We start from the raw sequence: 12,641 nt of genomic DNA on the forward strand, positions 1-12,641 counted from the left end.
TAAGGATAAAAACGAAACTAAAAAATGTAAACCGACTTAGAATACAAAATTTTAATTAATGCTCGTTCAAACTAAAATCTGGGTAGGCAGCCATGCCGTGTTCATGCAGGTCTAATCCTTCTACTTCTTCAAGTTCAGAAACTCTAATACCTACCGTTTTTTTCAACGTGAATAAAATGATAAATGAAGTAGAAATGCAAGCAGCGGCGTAACACAATATACCTATCAACTGGCTGAGTAATTGCGACCAACCGGCCAGTTCACCAAAAATACCTACCGCCAAAGTTCCCCAAATCCCGCAAATAAGGTGAACAGCGATAGCTCCAACCGGGTCGTCGAGTCTTATTTTGTCAATAAATCCAACAGCCAACACAATAATTACACCACCCAAAGCACCAATAATCACCGCTTCAATCGGACTCATTAAGTCGGCGCCGGCTGTAATGGCTACCAAGCCGCCCAAAATGCCGTTAAGAAACATGGTAAGATCATAATTTTTATACCAGAGCGTAGAAGACACAAATGCCGAAAGTCCGCCGGCAGCTGCAGCCAAGCAAGTTGTTACTAATGTAATGGAAGTGGCTTCAGGATCTGCTGAAAGCACAGAACCACCGTTAAATCCGAACCAGCCAAACCATAAAATTAACACGCCTGCGGTAGCCAAAGGAATGTTGTGACCTTGAATGGCCTTAGATTTACCGTCTTTAAATTTGCCAATTCTGGCTCCAAGTAGCCACACAGCCACAAGTGCAGCCCACCCACCCACGGAGTGTACTAATGTTGAACCTGCAAAATCGTAAAAAGGTGTTGCAAGGTTGTCTAAGAATCCGCCACCCCATTTCCAGGAACCTACAATAGGATAAACCAGACCAACATATAGTATTACAAAAATCATAAACGGACCAATTTTAATGCGTTCTGCCACGGCACCTGAAACTATAGTAGCGGCAGTTGCGGCAAACATGCCTTGAAATAAAAAGTCAGTCCAATAAGTGTAACCTTCGGCATAAGCCAAATCGAAATTACCTTCTGCATTTAAAGGTGCATCAAGTCCAAAAGAACTCAAGCCTAAAAATCCATTAAAATCTCCCGGGTACATCAATCCAAATCCAACGAGAAAATACAAAAGCAGGCCTGATGTTATGATAAAAATATTTTTAAATAGTACGTTAATGGTGTTTTTTTCTCTGGTAAGTCCAATTTCCAAAAATGCAAAGCCAAAATGCATTAAAAATACCAGCGCAGTGCATATCATCATCCAAACGTTGTTAGCAGTAAGTTGTTCCATGTTGTAATTTGTTAGTTTAAAGTTTGACCTCCTTTTTCTCCGGTTCTAATGCGGAAGCATTCGTCTACTGTCGAGACAAAAATCTTTCCGTCTCCAACCTCGCCGGTCTTGGCAGATTCCAGAATAGTTTTAACTGTAATTTCCTCAAAATCGTCATTAACAACAATTGAGAGATATCGCCTCTGAATTTGACTCGTACTGTAAACAACACCTCTGTATACAGAGCCGTGTTTCTCATTTCCTAAACCGGTAACATCCCAGTAAGAAAAAAAGTTTACTCCAACTTGATGTAAGGCTTCCTTAACATCTTCAAATTTGGATTTTCGAATGATGGCTTCAATTTTTTTCATTTTGATTGCGTTAAATACCGGTGTAAAACTACTTAAAAAATTATTTACACCCTTAAATAAATAGGGTATAAAAGCAAAAAATATATTATTAATAAAATAATACCCTAAAAAAAATAGGGTTAATAATTTTAATTGAAAAATTTGAAGACATATTAATTATTATGTGATATTTTTAGTTGTATTTTATGAGCCCATGATTTTAATTTTAAAAAAACTTCGTAAATAATTTGGAATTCTAATTTTTATAACTGAATCTTTGTGCTCGAAAAGTTCAAACACTTATTGAAATGTTATCAAGAAAGGTGGAGGGAATAGACCCGGTGAAGCCTTAGCAACCCTTAATTATAAGAAGGTGCTAAATTCTACTTTCAAGGCAATTCATTTATTGCGCTTGATGGATAGATAACCCAGCGAAATGTTTTCTGCATGTTCGTTTAGTTTTCTTTATAACATTTTTCTATTAAGTTTCACCTCAAGGGGTGCAATTTGGCTTTTGTTTTAATCATTTATTAACTCAAAAAATTAGAAAAATGAGCACACAAAAATTTGCAACCAAGGCTTTACACGCCGGGCACGACGTTACTAAAAACGCAGGTACACGCGCTGTACCAATCTATCAATCAACCGCCTACGTATTTAACAATACAGACCATGCGGCTAATTTGTTTTCGCTTGCCGAAACGGGTAATATTTACACTCGTATTAACAATCCAACCAACGACATTTTAGAGCAAAGACTGGCGGCTTTAGAAGGCGGCATTGCGGCGGTTGTTACAGCATCCGGAACTTCTGCGATAGCCACAACCTTATTTACTTTGTTAAAGGCTGGTGATCATATTGTGGCGTCAAATAGCTTGTATGGAGGCACTTATAATTTGTTAAGTGTTACCTTGCCACGCCATGGTGTAACCACTACCTTTGTAGATCCTTCAGATCCTGAGAATTTTTCAAAAGCAGCTCAAGAAAACACTAGAGCCTTCTTTATTGAATCACTCGGCAATCCAAAGTTGGATGTATTGGATATTGAAGCCATTTCTAAAGAGGCAAAGGCCTTCAAAGTTCCATTAATTGTTGATAATACGGTGGCCACACCTTATTTGTTAAACCCTATTGAATATGGAGCTAACATTGTTATTCATTCCTTAACAAAATATATTAATGGTAATGGTACTGCTTTAGGCGGTGTTATTATCGATGCCGGTACTTTTGACTGGACCAATGGAAAGTTCCCTGAATTTACAGAACCTTCACCCGGTTACCACGGCTTAGTATACAGCGAGGCTTTAGAATCAGCAGCGTTTATTGCAAAGGTGAGAATTGAAGGTTTGCGCGATTACGGTGGTGCATTGAGTCCGTTTAACGCCTGGCAAATCATTCAAGGTTTGGAAACTCTCGAACTTCGAATCAAAAAACATAGTGAAAACGCTTTATTACTTGCTAAATGGCTTCAAGAACAGGATGAGGTGGCTTGGGTGAATTACCCCGGTTTAGAATCTAGTAAGTACAAAGCTCTAGCCGATAAATATTTGCCAAATGGTAAAAGTGGTATTGTAACTTTTGGAGCTAAGGGAGGTTTTGAAGCTGCGAAAAAAATTGTAGATAGTACCAAGTTGTTTTCATTACTGGCTAATATTGGAGACACTAAATCGCTTATAATTCATCCTGCCAGTACCACGCACCAGCAACTTGACGAGCAAGCCCAAATTGCTACCGGTGTGACCAAAGATCTAATCAGATTATCGGTTGGAATTGAAAACATTGATGATCTTAAGGCCGATTTGAAGCAGGCATTTTCTGTTGTGAAATTAAAGCAATTGGTGTAACATTAGTTTTATTATTGCTAAAAAAAGAAAGATTATGAGCCAATTAAATTTTATCCATTTGCCGGAGGTTGCTCTGGCAAATGGCTTAAAAATCCCCATCAATTTATCTTATCAGGTTTTTGGCGATTTACAATCTGCCAACCCGGTAGTATTGGTCATTCATGCACTTACCGGAAACTCCAATGTTTGTGGAGTCAATGGTTGGTGGAACGATTTAATAGGACCAAATAAAATTATTGACACCGGCAGATTTACGGTCTTGGCTTTCAATATTCCCGGAAATGGCTATGATGGTGAGGAAGCCCATTTGATAGAAAATTATAAAGATTTTGTGGCTGCAGATGTGGCAACTATATTTGATTTGGGACTCAAACAATTAAACATTCATCATTTATTTGCTATTATCGGCGGTTCGGTAGGTGGCGGAATTGCTTGGGAACTTGCAGCCCGTAATCCCGATTTATGTGAACATCTTATTCCGGTGGCATGCGACTGGAAATCGACCGACTGGGTCATAGCAAATTGCCACATACAAGATGCCATTTTAAATAATTCGAAAGTACCGTTGATAGATGCCAGAATGCATGCCATGACTATGTACAGAACCCCCGAGTCATTTTCGGCTAAGTTTGATCGAAATCAACACGAGAATGGCCTGTTTTATGTAGAAAGTTGGTTAAATCACCATGGCAATAAGCTAACATCGAGATTTAAGTTAAGCGCCTACAAGTTGATGAACCAACTATTGAAAACAATTAATATTACCCAAAATGGTTCAGAATTTTTGTCGGTTGCCTCTAAGATTTCTGCACATATTCATCTGGTAACTATTAACTCAGATTTACTGTTTAAACCGGAAGAATGCTGGAAAACCTATGTAGATTTAAAATCTGTAAAAGACAATGTGAGCATTTTTGAGATTAAATCAATTCATGGTCACGATGCGTTTTTAATAGCTTTTGACCAGCTATCGAAATTTTTATTGCCAATTTTTCAAACCAAACAAAATTTAAATGAAAACCATCAACGTTATACTATTCGGAATTGGTAATGTTGGCAGTGCCATTATCAATCAAATATTGCAAGCAAATGATCAGGTGTTTAATAAGCAGGGATTTCAAATTAACGTCCCAATTATTGTTAATTCTTCACTTGCATTTTACAATAGTAATAGCTTAGGACACAATTGGGAGACTGATTTTAAAAATTTCTCTGTTCCATATAAAATAGAGGACATCATTAAATTTGTGAAACATCATGAATTGGAAAATCTTGTAGCAGTTGATGCCACGGCCAGCTCAAACATTGTAAATTCTTATTTGTTACTTATTGAAAATGGTTTTCATATAGTAGCTGCCAATAAAATAGCTAACTCTTTAAGTTATGACTTTTATGCTCAATTAAGAAATCATATCAAAGCCTACAATAGGAAATTTTATTATAGTACCAATGTTGGTGCAGGTTTACCGGTTTTGAGTACTTTAAGATCTTTAAAAGAATCTGGTGATGAGGTTTTGAAAGTAAGGGGCGTGTTTTCAGGGTCATTGAGTTTTTTATTTAATCAATTATCCGAAGGAGAAAGGCCCTTTTCCAATATTTTAAAGCATGCGCGTAATTTGGGCTATACTGAGCCTGATCCCAGAATTGATTTGTCTGGTCAGGATGTAGCCAGAAAGCTATTAATTATTGCTCGAGAACTTGATCTTAAATTTGAATTGGAACACATTGAAGTTCAGTCTTTAGTGCCTAAGCAATTGAATGGACAAACCAGTTTAGAACAATTTAATGCCCGGGTTCTTGAATTAGATTGTACTATTGAGCAATTTGTAAACGCCAAAAGTACTAATGAGGTCTTGAGATATGTCGCTGAGCTGGATGTTAAAGAACAACAGGCTAAAGTAAAATTGATTACAGTATCAAAGAACTCCAACTATGGGCTCTTGCAAGGCACTAATAACCTCTTTGAAATTTACTCTAAACAATACGGTAATGAACCGGTAAGTATAGTTGGAGCGGGTGCAGGTAGAGAAGTAACTGCTACAGGAGTTTTAAAAGATTTGGTGGCTATTGCACAAAGTATTGCAAATGTACAATCGTATTTTTAAAATAGAACAAAGTTTGAAAGCATTTGAAACCAACGCCATAAGAACTCAAGTTGAACGTTCTGAATTTTTAGAACATACAACACCATTATATTTAACCTCTAGTTATGTTTTTGAAGATGCCGAAGACATGCGAGCCTCTTTTGCCGAGGAGAAGGATAGAAATATCTACAGTCGTTATTCTAATCCTAACACTTCTGAGTTTATTGCAAAAATTTGCTTGATGGAAGGTGCGGAAACCGGCTTTGCTTTTGCATCAGGTATGGCGGCCGTGTTTTCCACATTTGCGGCATTGCTAAATACCGGAGACCACGTTATATCCTCTGCTAGCGTTTTTGGATCCACCCAATCTCTGTATAAAAATGTATTTCCGAAATGGCAAATCAGTACCAGTTATTTTAAGGTTAACGAGATAGAGCGCATTGAGAGCTTAATTCAGCCAAACACAAAAATTATCTATGCCGAAAGTCCTACTAATCCGGCTGTTGATATTTTGGATTTAGAACTTTTGGGAAAGATTGCAAAAAAGCACCATCTCATTTTAATTATTGATAACTGTTTTGCAACGCCATATTTACAGCAACCCATAAAATTTGGTGCTCATTTGGTAATTCACTCGGCTACAAAACTAATAGATGGCCAAGGCCGTGTGCTTGGCGGCATTACGGTGGGAAGTGCTATTTTAATTGAAAAAATTTATTTGTTTGCCAGAATCACAGGTCCAGCCTTATCGCCTTTTAATGCATGGATTTTGTCAAAAAGCCTTGAGACCTTAGCGGTACGGGTTGAAAAACATTGCAAAAACGCGCTAAAAGTAGCTAAATTTTTAGAGCGTCATCCTCAGGTGACTTTGGTGAAATATCCTTTTTTAAAGTCACATCCGCAATACCATTTGGCTAAAAAACAAATGAAGCGGGGCGGTAATGTCGTCGCTTTCGAAATTAAAGGTGGAATAGAAGCTGGCAGGCTATTTTTAAATGCGATAAAACTATTAACACTTTCTGCTAATTTGGGGGATGCCCGCACCATTGTTACACATCCTGCTTCAACTACCCATGCCAAGTTGTTAGAAGAAGAGCGCCTTGAAGCCGGCATAACGCCGGGAATGGTGAGAATATCAGTAGGACTTGAAAATGTAAAAGATATTATTAACGATTTAAACCAAGCATTAGAACGTTGTTGTTGAAGTAACAATAATGAGCTTAATATATATGAGTAATATTAAAGAAGCCATCAAAAATCGAATTCTTGTTCTAGACGGTGCCATGGGTACCATGTTACAGCGTTACAAATTTGAAGAAGCCGATTACAGGGGTGAACGTTTCGCTAATTTCCCACATCCGCTTAAAGGTAATAATGATTTGTTGTCTATTACCCAACCAGAAGCTGTAAAAGCAGTACATCGCCAGTATTTTGAAGCTGGTGCCGATATTGTTGAAACCAATACGTTTTCTGCAACTAGTATTGGAATGGCCGACTACCATTTGGAAGATTTGGTGTACGAACTCAACTATCAATCTGCTAAAATTGCCAGAGAAGTAGCCGATGAATTTACCGATGTGCCCCGATTTGTTGCCGGCTCCATTGGTCCAACTAATCGAACCGCCTCTATGTCGCCAAATGTCAATGATCCCGGTTACAGGGCTGTTACGTTTGACGATTTAAAAAAGGCGTATCAACAACAAGCAGAAGCTTTGATTGATGGTGGTTGTGATGTGCTGTTGGTTGAAACCGTTTTTGATACACTCAATGCCAAAGCAGCTTTGTTTGCTATAGAAGACATAAAAGAAGAAAGACAAATTGATATTCCGGTGATGGTTTCAGGCACTATTACGGATGCTTCCGGAAGAACACTTTCAGGACAAACGGTTGAAGCCTTTTTAATTTCAATATCGCACATTCCTATGCTGAGTATTGGCTTTAATTGTGCTTTGGGAGCCGATCAATTAAAACCCTATTTAAAACGCTTGTCCCAAAATACGTCGCTTTTCACATCTGCCCATCCCAATGCCGGGTTGCCAAATGCCTTTGGTAATTACGACCAGACGCCTCAAGAAATGCAACAGCTTATAAAAGAATATTTAGAGGAAAATTTGATTAATATTATAGGTGGTTGTTGCGGCACTACACCTGAACATATCAAACTAATCGCTGAGGTTGCAAAATTATTTAAACCACGAACCGCCAAAGAAAAAATTTGTTGAAGCCATTTATGAAAAACCACTATTTAAAACTTTCCGGACTAGAACCTTTGGTAATTACACCCCAAACCAATTTTGTAAATGTGGGTGAACGCACCAATGTTACAGGCTCAAGAAAATTTTTAAGACTCATAAAGGAGGAAAACTATAACGAAGCTGTAGAAGTCGCCCGTGCCCAAGTTGAAGGTGGTGCACAAATTATAGATGTTAACATGGATGAAGGCATGTTAGATGGCGTTGCAGCTATGACCAGATTTCTCAACCTTATAGCCGCAGAGCCCGATATTGCTCGTATACCGGTAATGATAGACAGCTCTAAATGGGAAATTATTGAAGCCGGATTAAAAGTAATTCAAGGAAAAGGCGTTGTGAATTCCATTTCTTTAAAGGAAGGTGAAGCTAATTTTATCAATCAAGCTAAACTTATCAAGCGATATGGTGCTGCCGTAGTCGTTATGGCTTTTGATGAAGCCGGCCAGGCAGATACTTACCAGAGACGTATTGACATTTGTAAGCGCTCTTACGATATTTTAGTCGAGAAAGTTCATTTTTCGCCACAAGACATCATCTTTGACCCCAATATTTTTCCTGTAGCAACAGGTATGGATGAGCATAAGTTGAACGCTATCGATTTTTTTAAAGCCACCAAATGGATTCGAGAGAATTTACCGCATGCGCATGTAAGTGGAGGTGTAAGTAATGTTTCGTTTTCATTTAGAGGAAACGATAAAGTGCGCGAAGCCATGCATTCGGCATTTCTTTACCATGCCATTAAAAATGGTATGACCATGGGAATTGTAAATCCTGAGATGCTTGAGATTTACGATGAAATTGATCCCGTTTTATTGGAGCATGTTGAAGATGTGCTGCTAAATCGAAAACCAGACGCTACAGAGCGACTTTTGGATTTGGCCGAAAGTTTTAAAGGCACTTCAGAAGTTAAAGAAAAAATAGCGGCGCAATGGCGCTCAGAACCCTTGCAAGAACGATTAACCCATGCTTTGGTTAAGGGTTTAGACGAATTTGTTGAGCAAGATGTTGAGGAAGCCCGCCAGTTAGTTGATAGACCTATAGCGGTGATTGAAACCTATTTGATGAACGGCATGAACGTGGTAGGTGATTTGTTCGGTTCAGGAAAAATGTTTTTACCTCAAGTGGTTAAATCGGCCAGAGTCATGAAAAAAGCAGTGGCTTATTTGTTACCTTATATAGAAGCTTCAAAGGAAGCATCAGCGTCGTCTAGTGCCGGAAAAATTTTAATGGCCACAGTTAAAGGCGATGTTCATGATATTGGTAAAAATATTGTAGCCGTGGTATTGGCATGTAATAATTTTGAAATTATTGATTTGGGCGTGATGGTACCGCCTGAAAAAATAATTGAAACTGCTGTTAGAGAACAAGTTGATATTATTGGTTTAAGCGGATTAATTACACCATCCTTAGATGAAATGGTTTACCTAACCAAAGAATTACAACGATTAAATATCAAAATCCCGGTAATGATTGGTGGTGCTACTACATCCAGAGCACATACCGCCGTAAAAATTGCACCGGAATACACATCAACAGTTGTGCACGTAAATGATGCTTCCAGAGCCGTAAATGTGGCCAATAATTTATTACAACCCAATTTTAAAGATGAATATACCTTCAATATTAGATCAGAATACCATCAACTTCGCGAAGCCTACCTCAATCGCAGTAAATCCAAAGAGTTTTTAACTATAGACCAAGCCAGAAAGAACAAATTCAAGATTAATTGGGATGATTTTAAACCACAACAACCAAATTTTATTGGGGTTAAGACCATTGAAGTTGATTTATCAGAGCTGGAAGGTTTTATAGACTGGACGCCATTTTTTCAATCCTGGCAATTACATGGTAAATTTCCGGCTATTTTAAAAGATGAAGTGGTGGGAGAACAAGCTACTTCGCTTTACAGCGATGCGAAAAAGATGTTGCAAAATATTATAAACGAAAAATGGTTGACGGCCAGGGGCATTGTAGGCATTTTTCCGGCGAATCAGGTGAATGATGATGATATTGAAGTGGTTACCGAAAATGGCCTTGAGAAATTTTTAACCTTACGGCAGCAATCTAAAAAAACCGAGGGTGCGCCCAACATCGCTCTGGCCGATTTCATAGCCCCAAGGAACTTAGATGTTCAGGATTATATGGGTTGTTTTTGTGTAACAACGGGATTTGGTGTAGATGATAAAGTGAAAGTTTTTGAAAAAGATCTGGACGATTATAATGCCATTTTGGTAAAAGCCTTGGCTGATAGATTAGCCGAAGCTTTTGCTGAATTTCTTCATCTAAAAGTGCGAAAGGAGATTTGGGGATATGCCCAAAACGAAAATTTAGATAATGATGCACTTATAAAAGAAAAGTATAAAGGCATCAGGCCTGCGCCCGGTTATCCCGCGTGTCCTGATCATCTGGAAAAGCCAACAATTTGGAAGTTGTTAAATGTAGAAGAAAAAATAGGTGTAACACTCACCGAAAATATGGCCATGTATCCCGCTGCCTCTGTATCGGGGTATTATTTTGCAAATCCTGAAAGTAAATATTTTGGTTTGGGTAAAATCAAAGAAGATCAAGTGCGCGATTATTCCAAAAGAAGAGGTATTACTAACGAAGAAGCCATAAAGTGGCTGGCGCCAAATATTGCCGATGCTTAATTTAAAAGTGAATTGAAATATTAATGAAAGTAACAGAACACATAGAAAAAGCCAACGGGAAACCCTTGTTTTCCTTTGAAATATTACCACCCTTGAAAGGTCAGAATATCCAGTCCATTTTTGACGGTATAGATCCACTTATGGAATTTAAACCTCCGTTTATTGATGTTACTTACCATCGAGAAGAATATGACTTTAAGGAGCTACCAAATGGTTACATTGAGAAAAAAGTGGTAAAAAAACGTCCGGGAACAGTAGGTATTTGTGCCGGTATTCAAAATAAATATGGCGTAGATGCGATACCACATGTGTTGTGCGGTGGCTTTACCAAAGAGGATACCGAAAATTTATTAATAGACCTCGATTTTTTAGGTATTGATAATGTGGTTGCCTTACGCGGTGACGCTGTTAAAAGCGAAATTTATTTTAAACCCGAAAAAGATGGTCATTCTTACGCTTCAGAGTTGGTAACGCAAATAAACAACCTAAACAACGGCGTTTATTTAGATGAAGATTTGCAAAACTCAACCTGCACTAATTTTTGTATTGGGGTGGGTGCTTACCCCGAAAAACACATGGAAGCGCCAAGCTTAGATAGCGATATTCACTTTTTGAAACAAAAAATAAAAAACGGTGCCCATTATATTGTTACCCAAATGTTTTTTGATAATAAAAGATTCTTCGATTTTGTGTTAAAATGTAATGCCGCCGGAATTAACGTACCAATTATTCCCGGATTAAAACCCATTGCGACCAAAAAACAATTGAATCTTATTCCACATAGATTTAAGGTAGACCTTCCAGATGATTTAATTATGGAAATTGTTAGAGCAAAAGACAATGATTCGGTAAAACAAATTGGGATTGAATGGTGTGTACAGCAAAGTAAAGAACTCATAGAAGCCGGTTTTCCGGTGTTGCACTATTATTCTATGGGTAAAAGCGACAACATCAAAGCTATAGCCGAGCAGTTATTCTAGTAGCACTAAATTTGTTACTAGAATTCAGTTTAAATATTTATAAAAATTAGTGCATTCATGGCTAAAGTATCAACAACTACTTGATTTATTCTTTTATTTTTGCGCGTCAATATCTGTAAATGAAATTAAGACTTGTTGGTTTTTTCTGTATTATAAATTTTGTTTTGTTTTCGCAAGAAACTAAGACCCATGTCAGCACCTTTGATATAAATTACTTTACAGGTCAAAAGGCATTGCATAACGATGCCATTTTACATTTAATAGACGGTCGTCCAGACGGTTTTATTGCTAGCTGGAACGTAAAAACCTTCGGTTACCAAGATTGGGAACAACGATTCAATTATCCTGATTATGGTTTGTCTTTTAGCTATCAAAATTTAAATAATGAACCGCTGGGTAAAAATTTTGCCTTGTATGCGCATTATAACTTTTACTTTTTCGACAGAAATTTGATGCTCAGAATAGGTCAGGGATTGGCCTATAACACCAATCCTTACGATAGAGAAACCAATTTTAAAAACATCGCTTTTGGTTCTGCATTGATGAGTAGTACATATGTAATGCTGAATTATAAAAAAGAACAAATTTTTAAAAATTTCGGATTTCAAACCGGTTTGGCCTTGATTCATTACTCAAATGCGAATGTAAAAGCGCCTAACACTAGCGTTAATTCTATCACCTTAAATGTTGGGCTAACCTATAATTTGGAGAATGAAAACCCCGAATACATTTCAAATCTGAAAAAAGAAAAATATACAGAGCCAGTCAAGTTTAATCTCGCATTAAGATCAGGAATCAATCAGAGTGATGTGGTTGGCAGTGCGCAATATCCGTTTTATATTTTTTCGGCATATGCAGATAAGCGAGTAAGCCATCTTAGTGCGTTTCAATTTGGAACTGATGTTTTCTTTTCTAATTTTTTAAAAGAGTTGATTGAGTTTCAATCTATCGCATTTCCGGAATTAGGTGTGTCTGGAAACGAAGATTTTAAACGGGTAGGAATATTCGTTGGTCACGAACTCTTCATTAATAAAATGTCTTTAGAATCGCAGTTGGGTTATTACGTGTATTATCCCTTCGATTTTGAAGGCAGAGTTTACTTTAGAGCTGGACTCAAGCGTTATTTTGGTGAAAAATGGTTTGGTGCAGTAACTTTAAAGTCACATGGCGCCAAAGCCGAAGCAGTTGAATTTGGAATTGGAATTAGAATTTAAAT

At 37.6% G+C, this 12,641-nt stretch carries 10 protein-coding genes and 1 riboswitch; of the genes, 8 read left to right on the plus strand and 2 right to left on the minus strand.

Going from position 1 to position 12,641, the window contains the following annotated elements; translation table 11 throughout:
- Window positions 1-55 precede the first annotated feature (55 nt).
- On the minus strand, window positions 56-1,288 hold the full coding sequence (locus tag FJ651_RS14150; RefSeq protein WP_140991230.1) for an ammonium transporter: 1,233 nt from the start codon (window positions 1,286-1,288) through the stop codon (window positions 56-58).
- A gap of 11 nt (window positions 1,289-1,299) precedes the next feature.
- Window positions 1,300-1,638: a P-II family nitrogen regulator gene (locus tag FJ651_RS14155; protein ID WP_140991232.1), complete on the minus strand. Its 339-nt coding sequence runs from the start codon at window positions 1,636-1,638 to the stop codon at window positions 1,300-1,302.
- Window positions 1,639-1,925: 287 nt separating this feature from the next.
- Window positions 1,926-2,047: riboswitch (SAM riboswitch) on the plus strand.
- A gap of 121 nt (window positions 2,048-2,168) precedes the next feature.
- On the opposite strand from FJ651_RS14155, the gene FJ651_RS14160 reads away from it, so the two are divergent.
- The 8 genes from FJ651_RS14160 to FJ651_RS14195 all read left to right on the plus strand — a co-directional run bounded on the left by FJ651_RS14160 (window position 2,169) and on the right by FJ651_RS14195 (window position 12,639).
- Window positions 2,169-3,461: an O-acetylhomoserine aminocarboxypropyltransferase/cysteine synthase family protein gene (locus tag FJ651_RS14160; RefSeq protein WP_140991234.1), complete on the plus strand. Its 1,293-nt coding sequence runs from the start codon at window positions 2,169-2,171 to the stop codon at window positions 3,459-3,461.
- Between the two features lie 34 nt (window positions 3,462-3,495).
- Window positions 3,496-4,512 carry an alpha/beta fold hydrolase gene (locus FJ651_RS14165; RefSeq protein ID WP_140991236.1) on the plus strand — a complete coding sequence of 339 codons (1,017 nt, stop codon included), beginning with the start codon at window positions 3,496-3,498 and terminating at the stop codon, window positions 4,510-4,512.
- Window positions 4,475-5,566, plus strand: a complete 1,092-nt coding sequence (locus tag FJ651_RS14170) for a homoserine dehydrogenase family protein (protein WP_140991238.1) — start codon at window positions 4,475-4,477, stop codon at window positions 5,564-5,566. The genes FJ651_RS14165 and FJ651_RS14170 overlap by 38 nt, the downstream gene beginning before the upstream one ends.
- Window positions 5,547-6,749 carry a trans-sulfuration enzyme family protein gene (locus FJ651_RS14175; protein WP_140991240.1) on the plus strand — a complete coding sequence of 401 codons (1,203 nt, stop codon included), beginning with the start codon at window positions 5,547-5,549 and terminating at the stop codon, window positions 6,747-6,749. Before FJ651_RS14170 ends, FJ651_RS14175 begins: the two co-directional genes overlap by 20 nt.
- A 25-nt stretch (window positions 6,750-6,774) precedes the next feature.
- The gene (locus FJ651_RS14180; protein WP_140991242.1) at window positions 6,775-7,767 is read left to right on the plus strand and encodes a homocysteine S-methyltransferase family protein; all 993 of its coding nucleotides are present in this window, start codon (window positions 6,775-6,777) and stop codon (window positions 7,765-7,767) included.
- Window positions 7,768-7,775: 8 nt separating this feature from the next.
- Window positions 7,776-10,445 carry a methionine synthase gene (gene metH, locus FJ651_RS14185; protein ID WP_140991244.1) on the plus strand — a complete coding sequence of 890 codons (2,670 nt, stop codon included), beginning with the start codon at window positions 7,776-7,778 and terminating at the stop codon, window positions 10,443-10,445.
- A 23-nt stretch (window positions 10,446-10,468) separates the two neighbouring features.
- Window positions 10,469-11,425: a methylenetetrahydrofolate reductase [NAD(P)H] gene (metF, locus tag FJ651_RS14190; RefSeq protein WP_140991246.1), complete on the plus strand. Its 957-nt coding sequence runs from the start codon at window positions 10,469-10,471 to the stop codon at window positions 11,423-11,425.
- Between the two features lie 119 nt (window positions 11,426-11,544).
- Entirely contained in the window at window positions 11,545-12,639 is a 1,095-nt protein-coding gene (locus FJ651_RS14195; RefSeq protein ID WP_140991248.1) for an acyloxyacyl hydrolase, read from the plus strand.
- Window positions 12,640-12,641 lie beyond the last annotated feature (2 nt).

The organism is Paucihalobacter ruber (genome assembly GCF_006494535.1).
GTDB classification, from domain to species: Bacteria; Bacteroidota; Bacteroidia; order Flavobacteriales; family Flavobacteriaceae; genus Paucihalobacter; species Paucihalobacter ruber.

What these genes read in the sequence shown, in the direction of transcription:
- FJ651_RS14150 (WP_140991230.1), bottom strand. Translation starts at nt 1,288, where the DNA reads ATGGAACAACTTACTGCTAACAACGTTTGGATGATGATATGCACTGCG.
- FJ651_RS14155 (WP_140991232.1), bottom strand. Translation starts at nt 1,638, where the DNA reads ATGAAAAAAATTGAAGCCATCATTCGAAAATCCAAATTTGAAGATGTT.
- FJ651_RS14160 (WP_140991234.1), top strand. Translation starts at nt 2,169, where the DNA reads ATGAGCACACAAAAATTTGCAACCAAGGCTTTACACGCCGGGCACGAC.
- FJ651_RS14165 (WP_140991236.1), top strand. Translation starts at nt 3,496, where the DNA reads ATGAGCCAATTAAATTTTATCCATTTGCCGGAGGTTGCTCTGGCAAAT.
- FJ651_RS14170 (WP_140991238.1), top strand. Translation starts at nt 4,475, where the DNA reads ATGAAAACCATCAACGTTATACTATTCGGAATTGGTAATGTTGGCAGT.
- FJ651_RS14175 (WP_140991240.1), top strand. Translation starts at nt 5,547, where the DNA reads ATGTACAATCGTATTTTTAAAATAGAACAAAGTTTGAAAGCATTTGAA.
- FJ651_RS14180 (WP_140991242.1), top strand. Translation starts at nt 6,775, where the DNA reads ATGAGTAATATTAAAGAAGCCATCAAAAATCGAATTCTTGTTCTAGAC.
- metH (WP_140991244.1), top strand. Translation starts at nt 7,776, where the DNA reads ATGAAAAACCACTATTTAAAACTTTCCGGACTAGAACCTTTGGTAATT.
- metF (WP_140991246.1), top strand. Translation starts at nt 10,469, where the DNA reads ATGAAAGTAACAGAACACATAGAAAAAGCCAACGGGAAACCCTTGTTT.
- FJ651_RS14195 (WP_140991248.1), top strand. Translation starts at nt 11,545, where the DNA reads ATGAAATTAAGACTTGTTGGTTTTTTCTGTATTATAAATTTTGTTTTG.